This window comes from Singulisphaera acidiphila DSM 18658, assembly GCF_000242455.2.
Taxonomy (GTDB): Bacteria; Planctomycetota; Planctomycetia; order Isosphaerales; family Isosphaeraceae; genus Singulisphaera; species Singulisphaera acidiphila.
Genome location: NC_019892.1, coordinates 4,047,172 through 4,063,362 on the forward strand (window position 1 = coordinate 4,047,172; position 16,191 = coordinate 4,063,362).

Consider the following 16,191-nt stretch of genomic DNA (forward strand, 5'->3'; position numbering starts at 1 on the left):
AACGTCGATAACAGCCGCGTCGTCCTGATTTCGATTCCGCTCACGACTGCTTGAGGAACGCGATCAGGTCGGCCAGCCCCTGCATGCCGAGGGCCTCTTCGAGCCCTTCGGGCATCAGGGTTCGTCCGCTGGGTCGCAACGCTTCGATCTCGGAGCGGAGCACGGATTGCTCGATCCCCTCGGCCCCTCGCAGCTTGAGGCTCGACGCCGTCTCCTCGGCCAGGAGACCCGAGAGCGTCTGCCCTCGCTTGGTAATGACCAGATATGTAGCAAAATCGGGAGAAACGTCGGCGTTGGGGTCGAGAATGTCCTTCAGTAAGGCCGAAGGGGGACGGCCGGCGACGCCGGAGAGGTCGGGGCCGACGCGGAAGCCACGGCCCTGGCGCTGGTGGCAGGTCTGGCAGTTCTTGGCGAAGAGCTCGCCGCCGCGACCAGCATCGCCGGTGAGCTCAAGGACCGGCTGAAACTTCTTGACCACGGCCGTCCGGTCTTGCGGGGCCGACGCGGCGAGCAGCTTTTCGACCCGGCTGCGGAGCGCGGCGTCAGGGGTCAGGCGGAGGGCGTCGCGGTCGGCCGGGGCTAGCTCGGTCAGGGACACGACGTCGTCCTCGATTGCGCCGACGAGTCGATCGGCAAGCCGGACCGAGCTGGTCAAAGCGGTCAGCACCTCGCGCCGGGAGCGCGTCGGGAGCGACGCCCACTCGTCGAGGATCTGGCCGGCCAACTCGGCCGAATCAACCTCGGCGACGGCCCGCGCCGAGGCCGACTGGACAACCTCAGCCTGACCCGGGAGGAGCAGGGCGGGAATCGCCGCTGCCGCAGACTCGGGGCGGCAGCGAGCCAGCAGCGTCAGCGATTGGGCGCGGTCGTTGGGCGACGCTTCGGCCGACGCAATCGACCTGGCCGCGCGATCGAGGAGCGCAGCGATTCCCTCGAACCCTGCCGCCGGCCCCGCCTTCAGCAACTCATGCAGCGGCCGACCCGCGCGAGCCAGGCCGTCGGACAGCCCGACAAGGAGCGCGATCCGGCCGGCGACGGTCGTCTCGTCGGGGGTGGGCGTGAGCTGGGCCGCAAGGGCGTGCAGCTCCTCGGTCCGATTCCGGGCTCCAAGAATCGCGGCGGTCGACGACAGCACTTGCCCTTGTCCGGGCGTCGTCGCAGCGAGCCAGCCCGGCTGCGCGACGAGCAAGGCGTGCAGGAACGGCCAGGCCTTCTCGCCAAGCCCGCTCAAGACCGCCAGCCGCACCCAATCGTCGTCGGCGTCCCGCGCCGCGATCCGCGCCAGAGCCGAGGGGGCTCGCCCGTCGTCGAGATCGCCCAGCGCGATCGCCGCCTGAAAACGAACGCGAACCTCCGGGTCGTCCGCCGCCTTCACGAGGGCAGCGGCCAGGCCGGGTCGGTGGGCGGCGAGCCTGGCGGCGCACTCGCGCACCCCTGGGCTGGTGTCGCCCAGGACCTTGGCCAAGGTGGCGTCCTCAAGCCCCCCCAGACCGTCGAGTGTCCAGACGGCGTGAATCCGGCCGAGCGGCGTCGATCCGGCCTCGGCGAGCTTCCGCAACGCGGGGATCGCTTCCTTATCGTGCCGCTCGACGATCAGCCGCTGAGCGGTGTCACGGCACCAGCCGTTGGGCTCCTCCAGCGCCGCGACCAGTTCGGCCGTCGACGCCTTGCCCAAAGGAGGGCAGGGGGCGAGCTTCACGTCCTGGTTCCCGATCCGCCACAGGCGTCCTCGGTTGTTCCAGCGGCGGAACTCGATCGACTTCCGCAGCTCTTCGGGAACGAACTGCGGATGCTCAACCATCTCACGATAGAAGTCGACCACGTAGAGTGCTCCGTCGGGGCCGGTCGTCAGGTTGACGGGCCGGAACGAGGGATCGGTCGAGGCCAGGAACTCGCGGTCAGGCTCGGCGCGGCGGGCCAAAAAGGTCGCGCCGCGGTCGTCCAGCACGCGACGCTGGACCAGGTTCGTCAGCGACTCGCACACGAAAGCGTTGCCCCGATAGGCATCGCCCAGCACATTGCCCCGGTAAATCGTCGGGCCGCAGGTGGCGTTGAAGTACGCGGTCGACTCGCGGTTGTAGGTCGTCGGCGCAGGGCTGATCGGGAACACACGGCCGCCGTCGGCGGGGTCGAGGATCGTGGCGACCGACGACGACTCGGCCAGGTACGGGTTGCGGCTGAGCACGCGCTCCTCGATCACGGCGTGGCGGATCGGGATCGTGTTCCACGACGGGAACCGCCGCCCCCAATCGTCGCGCGGCAAGCCGAACTGGCTGAAACCGGAGACGACCTCGACCTCGCCGGTGTCGGGACGGAAACGGAAGTCGTGCCTCCGTAACGGCACCTCTTTCTCGGCGGGGTCGCCGGGCCGAAGCGCGGAGCCGTCGCTCCGGCCATTGGCGGCGTAGACCCAGTTGTCAGCACCCCAGGTCAGGCCATTGACCCGCAACTGCTGATTCCCTTCGACGAACCCGGTGAGGACGACCCGCCGCTCGTCGGCGACGCCATCGCCGTCATTGTCCTTGAGAAACAGGATGTCGGGAGCGGCTGTGACCAGCACGCCGCCGGCCCAGGGGAGCACACCGTTGGGGAAGTTCAGCCCCTCGGCGAACGTCCTGGAGACCTCATAGCGGCCGTCGCGGTCGAGGTCTTCGAGCATCCGGAGCTTGCCCGACCGGGGCCCGGCGGGATAGTCGGTCATCTCGGCGACGAAAAGCCGCCCGTTTTCATCCCAGGCGATAGCCACCGGGCTGGCGACGTCCGGCTCGGACGCGATCAGCTCGATCCGCAGCTTGGGGTCGATCAGACGGAACGTCGCCCGCTCCTCGGCCGGCGACAACGGTTTCGTGGCCGGAGGGGCCGCCGACGCGCCGCCAGAGAGGGCAACCAAAGCCCCGAGCATCCACCGGACGGAACGTGACGAACGGCGTACAGCCTGATTTCCTAAAAACATAAACATAGCTCGCGAAACCATTGGGGCGTGGGAGATCGATTCGACCTCAGCAGGCGAGAAAGAGTGGGGAAGAAAAAGAGAGCGCACGATCATCGCCTGTGATCGCCATCAAAGTGCACGATCATCGAGATGCGGGGGGCGATCCCCCGCATCTCGAAAAACGCTCAGCGGGCCTGGACCGTCGCTGGGGGTTCGTCGTGCAGCGTCTTGAGCAGCGACAAAGCCTCGTCGACGATCATCTCGCCCGTGCCCGGGGGGACGAAGCTGTGCAGCCCGGTCCAGGTCTGGTAGCCGCCCAGCTCGTGGCCCTTGCGGTCGGGGACATAGCCGATGTAGTCGTTGGCCAGCTCGAAGACGTAGGTGAAGCGGAACGGCGAGCGTCGCTTGATGTCTTGCCCGAGCACCGTGAAGAACTCGGCGGGCACGCCGACGACCGCAGTGTCGCCGATCCGGATCGCCTGGACCCAGGTCTTCCGCTCCTGGCCCTTGAGCGGCGCCAGCTCCTTGCGCATGTCGCGGAAGACGTCGATCACGAACTGAGCGGTCTTGGGGTCCTTAATCTTGTGAGCCTCGTAGGCCGTCACGGCTGCGTCGTCCTTGGCATCGTCAAAGTCGCGAACCTTGATGGTGACCTCCTTGCGGATCCCCCGGACCACGTCGACGGGTTGCGGCTTGGCCCTCCCCAGGGCATCGAGCACGGCCTGCTTGATGCGCGTGGTCATCTCGGGTCCGTTGAGTTCGAGGTTGTGCGTCGAACCCGAGGCCCCCTCGAAGAATAGGACTGTGCCGCCAAGTTCCGGCTCGAGCTCCTGCGCCGCCATCCCATAGAAGCCGGGCGACCGAACCCCGGGCTTCTTCGTCCCGATCGTGTGCGTCGAGTGGTTGAACATCAGGGCCTCGACCGAACCGTCCTTGCGGCGGAAGGCCCAGACCGGAAGTTCGGGATCGAAGGGGCCGGTGGGCCGTACGAAGTCCTCCTGCGAACCGGTCCAGTAGATCATGCCGTTGGCGAGCAGGAGACGGCTGTTGCGCCCGACCGACGACTCCTCGCCGAGTCGGAAGTCCATCGTCACCGGGGTGAGCCGCTTGTTCGCGGCGACGGCCGCTTCGACGACCTTGTCGCCCACCTGCTGCGTGAACGCCTCCTCGCGATGGTAGCCGTGGACTGTCACGGTCGTCGGCGCGTGGTGGGTGTGGGTCGCGTTGATGAGGATGTTGTCGAACGGCACGCCCGTCGCCTTCTCAATCTCGTGGGCCGCACGGTCTAGCACGTCGCGGTTGACCATCAGGACGTCACACTCGATCAGGGCGACCTTCGCACCTTGTGGGTCCTGGATCACCACGGCCGTGGCGCGCAGCTCACCTTCCTGGCCATTGTATTTGTGCGGCCCGATCCCACCGCCGATGACCAGCGAGTCGTCGGCCTTCAGATTCGCAGCAGCCGCACCCGCCATGAGCTCGCCCGCTTTTCCTGAAACACCGACGCCAGCCGAGGCCAGCACCATCGAGATCGTCAGCAAATTCCGAAACATCACCGTCGTCACCTCCGCGAATTCTCCGCGTCCACGATCGTCGCCATTCAACGATGCAGCGCAAAGCCTGTCGTTCAAGAAAGAGGAAAGTCCCATCGATCGTCTCGCGCGACCGAAAAAGACCGATCACAGGCCGGACGCCTTCGGGGTCTTGGCCGGCCCCTTCTTCGTGCCTCCCTTGACCGTCTTGGCCAAATCGGCCGGAGTCTGTGTCAGCGGGGGCGCCGGCGGCATCGTGTTCGGGGGTAGGTTCTTCGGCGTCCCGCTCAACTTATCTTCCGAGTCGCAGCCCACACCGGAAAAGATCGAGCCCACCAGAAAGAGAGAGAATGCTCGCCTGGTCGATCGTCGCATGGATTGATCCGCCTCTTGAACTTGGGGCCGGAGCCGAGGTCGTCGGTTCGCTTCCCGGCGGGCGAAAGGCGCGATCGCCTCGCGTCGTTCGCTCGCGCCGGGAAGCCGCAGTGTCGAGACAAGGGGTTGTTCTGCTGCTTGCGTCTGCGTCTGGCGGCCGGGACACTTCCGCCCCGTCGCTCTCCCGGCGTCGATGCGTCAATAGGCATCGGCGCTGACCACTTCGCCGACCGACCGACTCCCAAGCGCCCACCAAGCCGACAGGTTGATCGTGTTCTTGACGAATCGAACCGAGCCGTCGGCCAGCCCGACGTTCACGCCCCCAGCGTGGTTACTCGAGGCCGCCGCCGAGCCCGTGGGGCCGACGAACTGGACGTACGAGATGTCACCCGCGTTGCCGCACTGAAGCGAGTTCGGCGCGGCCACATGCATGTAATTCATGAGGCAGACGTGAGTCGGATAGGCGAGCAGCCAGTTATAACCCAGGTAGGCCGAGGCCGTGGCGTTGGCCAGCGTCGTGGCCGGCAGGTTCATGCACGCTCGGGCAGCCGACATCGCGCCGGCAGCGCCAGTATTGGTCCCCGACGAATCCGTACCGGGGAAGATCACGCGCCTGGCATTCGGCGAGTTCGGGGTCATCGTCGCAACATCGCCCGAGACACCGAGGCCGATCAGATGCTCGCTGAAAGCGGCGGTGTTCGATGTCCCGTCCGTGATCGACGCAATCCGCACAACCCCCGCGCCACCGCCCCAGCCCACCGTGCCGATACTGCCGTTGAGGAGCAGGTCCTTGGGAGGAACAATCGTCCCGCTGTAGGCCATAATCTGCCCCGGGCCGCCGTAATTACCCACGTAGCTGGCCGTCGCCCAGGGATAACCCGGCCGCTGGCCGATCGACTCCGAGGGACAGAGCAAGGCCGCCACCTGCGTGTACCCGGCGGTCGTGATCTGGAACCCATAGTTCCCCTGAGCGAAGTTCATCGAGTTGAACAAGGCCGTCTGCTCGATCTGCGGGAGAATGGCCACGGCCCACGACCACGAGAAGCCCGAGTCCTGCGACTCCGACGTATTGTAGTTGCACTGCATTGGCATTACTTCGTATGTTGAAATATAATTTTGTGCCCCCAAACCCAACTGCTTCAGGTTGTTGATGCACTGGGCGCGGCGGGCCGCCTCGCGGGCGCTCTGCACGGCAGGCAGCAGAAGCGCAATCAGCACGGCGATGATCGCGATGACCACCAGCAGCTCAATGAGCGTGAAACCTTTCTCCCGTTTCATCATCAATCTCCTCAGATTCATAAGAAGTGAAAACGAACGTGATGGAGAGATTTGCTGGCTGGGATTCCTCGTGAAGGGGATGAGAGGAATGCATGGAAGGATACCTGCCAGCGCCCAAAGGAGCCGGTTCGTGGCAAGAAAACCGCGTGGGCTTTATATGATAGTCAAACATTATTTCGGTCGCCTACTGAGGTTTTATGCAAAAGCGACTAAGGAATTGTGTCACGACAATGTAAGTCGTCACCGCCGGCCGCACTGCCACGACCTGATCCTACCCCCGGAAGATCGAACGCGAATCGGACGGAAAACGGTCGAGGCATCGTTGGAACCAATTTCATCCGCTTGATTCAAAATATATTATCTCAATATAAAATATTTAATATCACATAATTTCATGAATTTCCGTAGATTTAAGACCCATCGGTAGCTTCCGAGCGTGGTGGAACGTATGGCATTCTCGATTTCCAAAGGGATCGGAGTCCGTCGTCCAGGAGCGGGCATCAGACTCGATTACAAGCGGGGGGGAAATCGTAGCCGACGTGAGGAGGGAGTCCTCGAGGCGGAAACTCGCCTGCGTGGACGTACGCGAGTCACTTCGCCACGGATCGTGCTTCCGCGTCGGTCGATCCGAATCGCGGGCGCTGGACGGGATTCTCGGGGCGATGTAGCATTTGTCGCTGAAGCGGAAGTCGACGGCCATACCGACTGCGGTCGGGTTCTCGGGCTCGACGTCGAGCCGCCGAGATGGTTGAAAGCCCCGGATCTGGACCTCCATCGATGCGGAGAAAGGCGCGTCCCAACCCTCCTCGCGTGGCGTTTATCATCGAAACGTCGATGGCCTACGGCCGTGAAATCCTCCACGGCATGGTCGGTTACGTCCGAGAGAACGGCCCCTGGACCGTCTTCTTCGAGCCCCGATCGCTCCAGGACCCCGTGCCTCCATGGCTGGGCGAATGGAACGGCGACGGCATCATCACCACCCTGTTCCCGCAATTCTCCGATCTGATTCTGAAAACCGGAATACCCACGATCGACCTCGACGACCAGCAGCCACGCTCCGGCCTGCCGACGGTCCAGAGCGATCAGGCGGCTATCGGCGTCATGGGCGCCGAGCATCTCCTGGGACGCGGGTTCACCCGCTTCGCCTTTTTCGGATACCCGCAGTTCGAGTGGTCCCGGCTCAGGTCCGACGCCTTCGCCGCGACCGTGCGCGCCGCCGGGTTCCCCTGCGACGAATACCTCAAGGCCCAGGCGGTCTCCTGGGGACACCAACTCCCCTCCTGGGAGGAGGAGGTCCACCGAGTCTCACAGTGGATCGCAAACCACCCCAAGCCCCTGGGCTTGATGGCATGCAACGACTTTCGAGGCGTCCAGGCACTCGACGCCTGCCGAGCTGCGAACGTCGCCGTCCCCGAAGAGGTGGCGGTCATCGGCGTCGACAACGAAACCCTCGCCTGCGAGCTGGCGCACCCGTCGCTCTCAAGCGTCATCCCCGACTGCCGACGGATCGGCTACGAGGCCGCCAAGCTCCTGGACCACCTGATGAAGGGGGGGCGAAATCCAACGGCTCCTGGCCCGGTCCCGCCCGTTGGGGTCGCGACCCGGCAGTCGACCGACGTCATGGCAATCTCCGACCCGATCGTCGCCGACTCGATGCGGTTCATCCGCGAGCACGCCTGTCACGGCATTCGCATCGAGCACGTCCTCGAGCATGTCGCCGTCTCGCGGAGCTCACTCCACCGCCGCTTCCAGGCGTCCATCGGCCGTACGATCCACGGCGCGATCGCCGCAGTCCGCCTCGAACGCGTCAAGCAACTGCTGATCGAGACCGAACTGCCACTCCAGGCAATCGCCGATCGCGCAGGCTTCTCGCACGTCGAATACCTGATCGCCGCGTTCCGCGAAACCACCGGATCGACGCCCGGAGCCTACCGGCGAAACAACCGCGAAGGCCGCCTGTGAACGGGCCCTATGCAGCACTCGCTGAGTGATTCATCCGACAAATCCTGGAGGATCTTGGCTGGCCGAACCGCAATCCACCGGAACAGTAGCACGGCCGGGCCGGCCGTCATTCCCTCGGTCTCAAGCCAACCCCTTTGGAGTCGCTCTTCACCCGTGAGAAATGACGGCCGGCCCGGCTATTGAGCTCAACCTTCGACGTTGACGAACTTGCGAAATGAACCGCTTCGCTGAGCGGTGCGTCTATCTCGGCACGAGCCGATGAATCTGGCCGTCGAACGCGAGGATATACAACTCGCCCTGGGGATCTTCGCCGAAGGAAGCGATGGCGAGCTTCTTCTTCTCGAGTTGCCGGTCGATCAGTTCAGCGCTAGCGACGGCCTTACCGTCTTTCTCGCGAAGGCCCCAGATCCGACCGGTGTCGAAGTCACCGTAGACATAGACGCCGACCAGGTCCTTGAGGGCCTTGCCACGATAAACATATCCACCCGTAATGCTCTTCCCATCGTCGGGGCGTTCGGCGGTCGGCTTGTGGGGATATTCCACGAGCGGCGGAGAGATCGGGCTGGCCGGATCCGCCTTGATCTTGCGCTGGGGTAAGAAAGGGTGAAACGCTTCCTTGATGCTCCAGCCGTAGTTGCCGCCGTTCTTGATGAGATGGACCATCTCATAGAGGTTCTGGCCGACGTCACCGGCCCAGAGCTTGCCGTTCTCACGGTCGAACGAAAACTTCCAGACGTTCCGCAAGCCGATGCAGTAAACCTCGGGGGCCCAGTGGGCGAACTTCGGATCGCGACGCGCGGGGTTGTCGCTCGGAATCCCGTACGCCTTGCCGTCGGTGGGGTGGTCAACGTCGATCCGTAAGATCGAGCCGAAGTGGTCCTTGGGGTTCTGGCCCGAGCGCAACGGATCGTCCGCCGCGCCGCTGTCACCAAGCGAGATGTAGAGGAAGCCGTCGGGACCGAACGCGATGCAGCCGCCATTGTGGTTGCTAAACGGATCATCGGGGCCGATCCAGATCCGTTCCTCGCTCTTGGGGTCGGCCGTTCGCGGGTCGGTCTTGGAAACCCGGAACCGGGAGACGACCGACCGGCGATTCGGCCCGCCCTTCGCGCGGTCATCGGCCGAGTAATAAACGAAGAACTGGCCGTTCTCCTTGTACTTTGGGTGGAACGCCAGGCCCAGCAGCCCTTCTTCATTATCCTTGCTGATCGGGGCGGCCAGTTGAAGAAACAGTTGCTTTTGGCTGGTTTCCTTGTCGTTGGGGAACGACCAGACCTTGGCCTGATGCTGCTCGATCACGAACAGGAGGTTGCTGTCGTCGTTCGGAAAGTCCATCGCGACCGGCCGGTCGAACTTCAGGTTCGGGAAGGCCACCTCGGTGGTGAGTTGGGGCAACGACAGGTTGGAATCGTCCGCCACGGCAATCGCCGGGGCAAGTGCGGCCAGGACCGCGAAAAGGGGCGAGAAAGGCATTCTCACGAAATCAGCCCTCATGAGGAGTTGGGTTCGGCGGGATGGGCCGAATTAGGAAGGAATTCGAGGCGGACAAGAGCGTCATCTCGTCGCGAGATCTCAGCGAAACGTGCGTTCCCGAAGTCCCGCTACGATGAGCTTCCGTGCTATTTCGAAGGGCATTGTAACGGCGGTCAACGGGCGAAGGGGAGATGCTACCGTTGGGAGATGTCTCCGAATCACTCGATCGCGGTCGGAGTTTGCGTGCCGACGACGACCCCCGAGCCATCAAAGGCTCGGGGAACGTCGATCCGGGCAACGCTCGGGGCAAGAGAAGGACGCCAGCGGGAATCCTCAAGACTTTCGGCCGTTTCCGAATCAGGCAAGACACGAATTCAGACGGGACTCACACAGTCCCCGGGAATGCGAATCGCTCAGCCTCGATAGTAGCTTTTCGCGGTCTCGATCGCGTGCTGCCAGCGTTGCGAAGCGGCGGTTCGCCAGGCAGAGTCCTTAGCGGGCGAGAACGTCTGGCCACCGGCTTGCAGGTGTTCGACGGCCGTCGAGGCGTCGGTCCAGACACCGGCGGCCAGGCCGGCCAGGAGCGCAGCCCCCAGGGCGGTCGATTCGGGCTGAGGGCTCCGGCGCAGGGGTAGGCCGAGGAGGTCGGACTGGAACTGGAGGAACGGATCGGAGCGTGCCATGCCGCCGTCGACCCGCAAGTCGGCGAGGGGGGAGGTCAAATCGGCGTTCATCGCGTCGATCAGGTCGGTGATCTGGTAGGCGACCCCTTCCAAGGTCGCACGGGCGAGGTCGGCGAGCGAAGTGGCCCGCGTCAGACCGAAGAGCGTGCCGCGCGCCTCGGGGTCCCAGTGCGGAGCCCCCAGCCCGGTCAGGGCCGGAATGAAGAGCACACCGGAACTCGGGTCGGCGTGCAGGCTGAGCTCATCGATCTCAGGGGCCGCGCCGACGGCCTTCAGGCCATCGCGAAACCACTGCACGGCCGCCCCGGCGACAAACACGCTCCCCTCCAGGGCATACTGCGGCGGACCATCCCCCAGGGTCGCGGCCAAGGTCGTGATCAGCCCGCGTGTCGAAGGGACCACGTTCGACCCCGTGTGCACGAGCAGGAAGGCCCCCGTCCCGTAGGTGCACTTAGCCTGCCCCTCGTGCAAACACCCTTGCCCAACAAGCGAGGCTTGCTGGTCCCCCACAACTCCCAAAATCGGCAGACCGTCAGGCAGGTAGTCCAAACCCAAGGTTTTCCCGAACTCGCCGGAACTCGGAAGGATTTCGGGCAATATTCCCCGAGGGACAGCGAAGAAATCGCAGAGGTCATCGGCCCAGCGCAGAGTCCGCAAGTCCATCAGGAGCGTGCGTGAGGCGTTGGTGACGTCGGTGACGTGCTTGAGGCCCCCGGTGAGATGCCAGATCAAGAGGCTGTCGACAGTTCCCGCCGCCAACTCACCCGCCTCGGCGCGACGCCTGGCGTTGGGAACGTTCTCGAGCAGCCAGGCAATCTTGGTGGCCGAGAAGTAGGGGTCGAGCACCAGGCCGGTTCGCTCGCTGATCCAGGCTTGCCGATCACGGTGTTTCTCGCAAAACTCGGCGGTCCGGCGATCCTGCCAAACCAGGGCAGGGGCAATTGCGCAGCCCGTCCGACGATCCCAGATCGCGGTCGTCTCCCGTTGGTTCGTCAAACCGATCGCCGCGATCCGATCCGCGCCGAGGCCCGCCTCGGCGAGTGCCTGTGTCACGAGGGGGCCGACCGATCCGACGATGGCTTCCGCACTGTGCTCCACCCAGCCCGACTTCGGATAGGTGGGCGAAACTTCAGCCTGCCCTTGGCCGACGGTCCGCAGACGGTTGTCGTAGACAACGGCTCGGGTGCTGGTCGTCCCCTGGTCGATCGCCAACACATGGTCGCGTGCCATCGGTGAATCCTCTGGGCCGGGATCCGAGAGAAAGGGATCGTGGTTGATGTTCGGGAGTGACTTAAAATACCATCGCCCCACCCCGATCGCGAGAGGCTGCGGGCGATCCGGTTTGAGTCACCCGCTTCGACCCGAGAAACGCCCGTCAGGACCAAGGTTTCGAGTCGCCAGAGCCAGGAGCTGTCAATGAAAGACGTCGCATTCGTCGTACCGATCCTGATCGTTGGCGGTACCCTGCTCATCAAGTCGATGTCGAAGACGGATCCTTTTTACACCCAAGAACTCCTCTTCCTGGCCTTTCTCTTCGGCCTCCTCTTCCTCTGGCACCGAGGCAAGCAAGCTTCGGCAGAGCGAATGAAGGCCCTCGAACTTGGCTGGGACCTTGCCGACGGCCCGTACTCCTCGTCGCCCGCTCGGAACGTCGTCATCGTTGGCATGCTGATGCCTGTGAGCTTGCTAGGGTTGGCCTGCCTGGCAAGCTCATCCCGCCCCGATCTCTCGGGCATGATCTGGTTCGCCGCGAGCGTCCTCGGAATGACGACTCTGATTTGCGGTACGATCCTGCTCCTCCGCCAGCCGGCCTTGCCGGCCGCCCCCGAGCGAAACCGCCAACGCGGTGTGGTTCTCAAGTCCCATACCGCCGATCCCGATGAGTTCGACGTCGTGAGTCAGCGTGCATCGAACGGTCATCCTTCCGAGGTGAGGTCCTGAGCCATGAACACAAACATAGCAATCATTCCGATCGTTGGCATGGCCATTCCAATCATCCTCGTCCCGGTGATTCTCGGCTTGAAGCACGCCCGACTCGAACGTGAGCTCGAGCATGCCGAGCGGATGAGGGCCCTGGAACTCGGGCGAACTCTGCCGAAAGATGAACCGTTCTGGGGCCCCGCGCGAATGAGCCTGGCCTTCGGCGTGGGCGTTCCGCTAGGCGTCTTCTTCTGCGCCTTGATGGCTACTCACGAAGAGAATACGTCGCAGATTCCCCTCTGGATTTCAAGCGGTGTGGTCGGGCTCGGAGGGGTCGTCAGTGGCGCGGTCCTCGCTTATCGTCACCTTGGGCGATCATGGGCCGGCGAGCACATCGAAGACTACCGGTCACGAAAGCCAGAGATGATCGACGAGGACGCCTTCGACGTGGTCGGCCGTCGCGGTTGATCACTACAAAAGCATTCCGGAGAGGAGCGTGTTATGGATCCAAACGAATGGGGACCGATCTTGATCGTAGGCGTTGGATTTGGCTTGCTGGCGCTCCTGGTCACAGCGATCTGGTTCAGTCGCAGCCTCCAGCGACAGCAGGAGCGGGATCATGCGGAGCGGATGAAGGCCCTCGAAATGGGGTTCTACGTCCCTCCTCATGAATCCCCCTGGCCACGGACGATCGCCTGTGTCTCGATCGGCGGCATCGTCCCGCTGGGAACGTTCGTCTGCGCCGCCTGGATGACCTCGCTCACCGTGCCGGAGTCAATTCAAGCCACCGTCTGGGGCCTGACCTTTATGGTCAGCACGATGGCTGTGGGCTGCGCCACCAGCCTGGCTTCCCGCCTCCCCAGATCAAGCGACCGGGTGAAAGAGACCGCCGCGACCGGCAAGCCGCCGGCCTTCGACCCCGAGTCGTTCGAGGCCATCAGCGCCTACAGCAACAGAGGTGGTCGAGGTTGATCCCCATCGCGAAACCGAGGCTGCGGCCCAGAGCCCCAGGAGCGGCTCGATCGGGATGTGAAACCGGACCGAGACGATCGTGAGCGTGTGAAAGAGCGCGATCAGGGCCACCGCAATAACCGTTGGCCCCAGCCTCCAGCGAAGCTCAGCGCGAGCCAACAACAATCCCAGAGCCGCGGCCACCGTCAACGCCAAGTGGCTGGCCCGATAGATCAGGCTCCGCGTCTTTGGGTTCGTCTCGTCAAAGAAGACGAAGTAACGGAGTCGACGAAGACAGAGCTTCGCGTAACGCCCCGGTTCCCCTTTGAGATCCACAAGCGCCCTGCGAAAGAGGATTCGGGAACGCTCGGGTTCCGAGACCGCCCCCAGTTCGCGGTAGTCGGCCGCCGTCAACGCCACGTCATCCAGGTAGCCCGCCTCGTGCCGAGCGGCCCAGAGCGAGTCGTTGACCCCTTGAAGACCGCTGCGCTTCGGCCGCAGCACCCGCTCGACGGAGGCGCGGACGACCTTGTCGGTCCCCTCGCTCAGGGTGCAGTTGCCCTGCCAGAAGGCATAGCCAAACGTGCTTTTAATCAGCACGAGCTCGCCGTGAACCTTGCCGTTCCGAGCGATCCAAGGGGCGACTCCAACGGCAAAGGCAAGGCCGACAAGGCCGAGCGGGCGAACCGCGCCACGGATCCCCCGTCCCATCACGATGGCCCAGCCGACTCCCACGACGACCAGGACCAGAATCGGATCGGTCAGCCCGAGCAGAGCCAGCAAGCTTCCGGTAACCAGCGCATCGCGATCACGCCCCGTGCGTCCCGTCCGATAAGCCAGGGCCAGAGCCGCCGTCACAAGTGTGGCTGCGAGCAGAGCCACCTGAACGTGCGTGGCCGCATAGACCAAGGTCGGATGGAGCGCGGCGATTGAACCGGCCAGCCAACCGACCCAAGGGCAGCCAGGCGCCACCTCACGGGCCAGGGCAAGGACCGCGGCCACCAACAGCCCTCCAAGGACCGCTTGGCCAAGCTCGAGGATCAGGAGCGAGCGCGGGGTCTCGACGCCCCCGATCGCATAGGCCCCCGCCACGATCCAGGGATAGATGGGAGCCTGCTGCGAAGTCGGACCATCGGATCCCAGGAAGCGGACCGCAAAGCCTCGACCCGCCAGCAGGTTCTCGGCGATCTCACCATGCTCATAGGTGCTGTGGGGGACCTTGTGGCTCTGCAAGACGAAGACCGCCGCCACGCGGACGGCGACCGCCAGAATGATCAGTCCCCAGGCGATGCGACGGTCGGACATCCTTGCCGGCTCCAGCCTTTTTTTGAAAGTTCCTGCGGCTCGACACGCCCCTTTCCTTCTCCCCCGGACCACGGATTCTGGTCGAGAACTCAGCTTTGGTCAACCCAAGACCATGCGGCCGCACCAACAGAACCGGCAATGTTTCCCAAAACCGTCGGTGATTGCTCGGACTCACCACTTCGGCTATTTTCAATGACCGCATCCTCAACCCGGACCGCCGGTCTGATCCACATAGCCTGTTTTGGAGAGGGCGATCCCATGACCTACTCCCGATGGTTGACCGCTCTCGCAGGGTTTGCCCTGGGCGTGGTCCCCTGCATTGCGGACGACCAACCCACCCCTCCCCTCACCCAAGACGCCATCTGCCGGAAGGTCAGCGCCGCCCCCACGATCGATGGCCGGCTCGATGACCCAGCCTGGGCAAACGCCCAGGTCATCGACCACTTTCCCATCTTCTGGACCAAAACCAAGGGAGCGGCGGTGACGCGGGCCCGCCTGGTCTGGGACGACGAAGCGCTCTACTTCGCCGCGGATATGGATGACACTGAGCTGCGTTCCTTTGGAACCAAGCGAAACGACCATCTCTGGGAGGGGGACGTCTTCGAGCTCTTCTTCAAGCCGCACGACGATCGCCCCGAGTATTACGAGTTTCAGGTCAACCCGCGCTCCGTGATTCTCGAACTCGCCTTCCCCAAGCGTGGCTTCGATTTCGCGACCCTGGCCGCCCGCCCGCCGCTCGGCATGAAGGCCGTCGCGGTCAGCCGGGGAACCGTGGATCAGCCGGGCGATACCGACCTCGGCTGGACCGTCGAAGGCCGAATCCCCTGGTCGATCTTCGCCCCCTCGGGTGGTCGCCCCAAGCCGGGCGAGGAGTGGCGGTTCGCTCTCTGCCGCTATGACTATGGCGCGGCCAATACCAAGCCAGTCCTTACAAGCTCGGCCCCCCTGACACAGCCCAGCTTCCACCGTTACGAAGACTACGGACGACTTCGGTTCGAATGATCCCGACGGAGATCGAGATTGGAGCAAAACAGGCCAGGACGACGATGAATTAAGATGCCTCGAATGAGCTGGAGGGCCACAGGTTCCGAGGCCTCCCTTTTTTTGAGGATTGTCATTTTTCCGTCGGCGGTTTACTGAGCTTCCCGACAGGTCCTAAGTCTACGGGCGCTGACCGCGATCGAGTTCGTCCCGAACGAAGTGGGTATGGTTGGGTAAGTAGACTGGGTCGTCAGTCCTGCCTCGACACGCGTTCTCGTTCTCTCAGTTCAGTATCCCAAAAATGGGATTCAACGCTCGCGAGTTGACGCGAATTCCACCGTGATTTCGTGACCTTTTCCAGGGGTCGACGATATAATGCAACGCTCGAGCTAGAGAGTTCCCGACGTGCTGATTCGCTTTCAGCAAGTCGGGATCCTGCTCTCGATCCAACGAAGGTTGACCGCTCCAGTCGAGTGATTCCTCCACGCCTTTTGCTGATGAGCGAATCACCCTTGGTTTTCGCTCAAACTGCGCACCAGCGCGATGGTTCTCATCGAATCCCGCCGAGTTCCTTGGTTCAAGTCGGCGGCGCGAATCAAAATGCGGAATCGCGGAGTTCCAACCTCCAACGGGAGCCATAACCAAAAGAGCAGAAAGTCGACCGCGCCTCGTAAACTCGGCAGGTGACCACCAACGGCCTGGTGGGCCGATTCTTCGGAAACTCGGACGAACGAATTGAGGCAAGGGAGTGCCCTCTATCCTGGAGGTCTTCCGAGCCCAATCGACCGCGGGAGGAGCG

General features: G+C 63.7%; 12 protein-coding genes. 5 read left to right on the forward strand and 7 right to left on the reverse strand.

Annotated features, from left to right (window positions below; translation table 11 throughout):
• Nucleotides 1–40 precede the first annotated feature (40 nt).
• From SINAC_RS15840 to SINAC_RS15855, 4 genes are all read right to left on the reverse strand, one after another.
• A complete protein-coding gene (locus tag SINAC_RS15840) occupies nt 41–2,890 on the reverse strand; it encodes a PVC-type heme-binding CxxCH protein (RefSeq protein WP_052334751.1) in 2,850 nt (949 codons plus the stop codon).
• 227 nt (nt 2,891–3,117) lie between these two features.
• Nucleotides 3,118–4,485 carry a hypothetical protein gene (locus tag SINAC_RS15845; RefSeq protein WP_237722567.1) on the reverse strand — a complete coding sequence of 456 codons (1,368 nt, stop codon included), beginning with the start codon at nt 4,483–4,485 and terminating at the stop codon, nt 3,118–3,120.
• Nucleotides 4,486–4,611: 126 nt separating this feature from the next.
• Nucleotides 4,612–4,839: a hypothetical protein gene (locus SINAC_RS15850; protein WP_015246649.1), complete on the reverse strand. Its 228-nt coding sequence runs from the start codon at nt 4,837–4,839 to the stop codon at nt 4,612–4,614.
• Nucleotides 4,840–5,037: 198 nt separating this feature from the next.
• Nucleotides 5,038–6,120 carry a DUF1559 family PulG-like putative transporter gene (locus tag SINAC_RS15855; protein WP_390553796.1) on the reverse strand — a complete coding sequence of 361 codons (1,083 nt, stop codon included), beginning with the start codon at nt 6,118–6,120 and terminating at the stop codon, nt 5,038–5,040.
• Nucleotides 6,121–6,894: 774 nt separating this feature from the next.
• On the opposite strand from SINAC_RS15855, the gene SINAC_RS15865 reads away from it, so the two are divergent.
• On the forward strand, nt 6,895–8,079 hold the full coding sequence (locus SINAC_RS15865; RefSeq protein WP_015246651.1) for a XylR family transcriptional regulator: 1,185 nt from the start codon (nt 6,895–6,897) through the stop codon (nt 8,077–8,079).
• A 240-nt stretch (nt 8,080–8,319) separates the two neighbouring features.
• Here SINAC_RS15865 and SINAC_RS15870 read toward each other — a convergent pair whose 3' ends face one another.
• Entirely contained in the window at nt 8,320–9,552 is a 1,233-nt protein-coding gene (locus tag SINAC_RS15870; RefSeq protein ID WP_020466074.1) for a PQQ-dependent sugar dehydrogenase, read from the reverse strand.
• A gap of 413 nt (nt 9,553–9,965) precedes the next feature.
• Entirely contained in the window at nt 9,966–11,465 is a 1,500-nt protein-coding gene (gene glpK / locus SINAC_RS15875; protein WP_015246653.1) for a glycerol kinase GlpK, read from the reverse strand.
• A gap of 186 nt (nt 11,466–11,651) precedes the next feature.
• On the opposite strand from glpK, the gene SINAC_RS15880 reads away from it, so the two are divergent.
• Genes SINAC_RS15880 through SINAC_RS15890 form a run of 3 tightly spaced genes read left to right on the forward strand, consistent with a single transcriptional unit; the run spans nt 11,652 to nt 13,127 of the window.
• On the forward strand, nt 11,652–12,176 hold the full coding sequence (locus SINAC_RS15880; protein WP_015246654.1) for a hypothetical protein: 525 nt from the start codon (nt 11,652–11,654) through the stop codon (nt 12,174–12,176).
• A gap of 39 nt (nt 12,177–12,215) precedes the next feature.
• Entirely contained in the window at nt 12,216–12,623 is a 408-nt protein-coding gene (locus tag SINAC_RS15885) for a hypothetical protein (RefSeq protein ID WP_244884943.1), read from the forward strand.
• 33 nt (nt 12,624–12,656) lie between these two features.
• Nucleotides 12,657–13,127: a hypothetical protein gene (locus SINAC_RS15890; protein ID WP_015246656.1), complete on the forward strand. Its 471-nt coding sequence runs from the start codon at nt 12,657–12,659 to the stop codon at nt 13,125–13,127.
• Here SINAC_RS15890 and SINAC_RS15895 read toward each other — a convergent pair.
• Nucleotides 13,020–14,411 carry a hypothetical protein gene (locus SINAC_RS15895; protein ID WP_015246657.1) on the reverse strand — a complete coding sequence of 464 codons (1,392 nt, stop codon included), beginning with the start codon at nt 14,409–14,411 and terminating at the stop codon, nt 13,020–13,022. The genes SINAC_RS15890 and SINAC_RS15895 overlap by 108 nt on opposite strands.
• A 258-nt stretch (nt 14,412–14,669) precedes the next feature.
• Here SINAC_RS15895 and SINAC_RS15900 point away from each other — a divergent pair, with 258 nt between their 5' ends.
• Nucleotides 14,670–15,413 carry a carbohydrate-binding family 9-like protein gene (locus SINAC_RS15900; RefSeq protein WP_015246658.1) on the forward strand — a complete coding sequence of 248 codons (744 nt, stop codon included), beginning with the start codon at nt 14,670–14,672 and terminating at the stop codon, nt 15,411–15,413.
• Nucleotides 15,414–16,191: the final 778 nt, after the last annotated feature.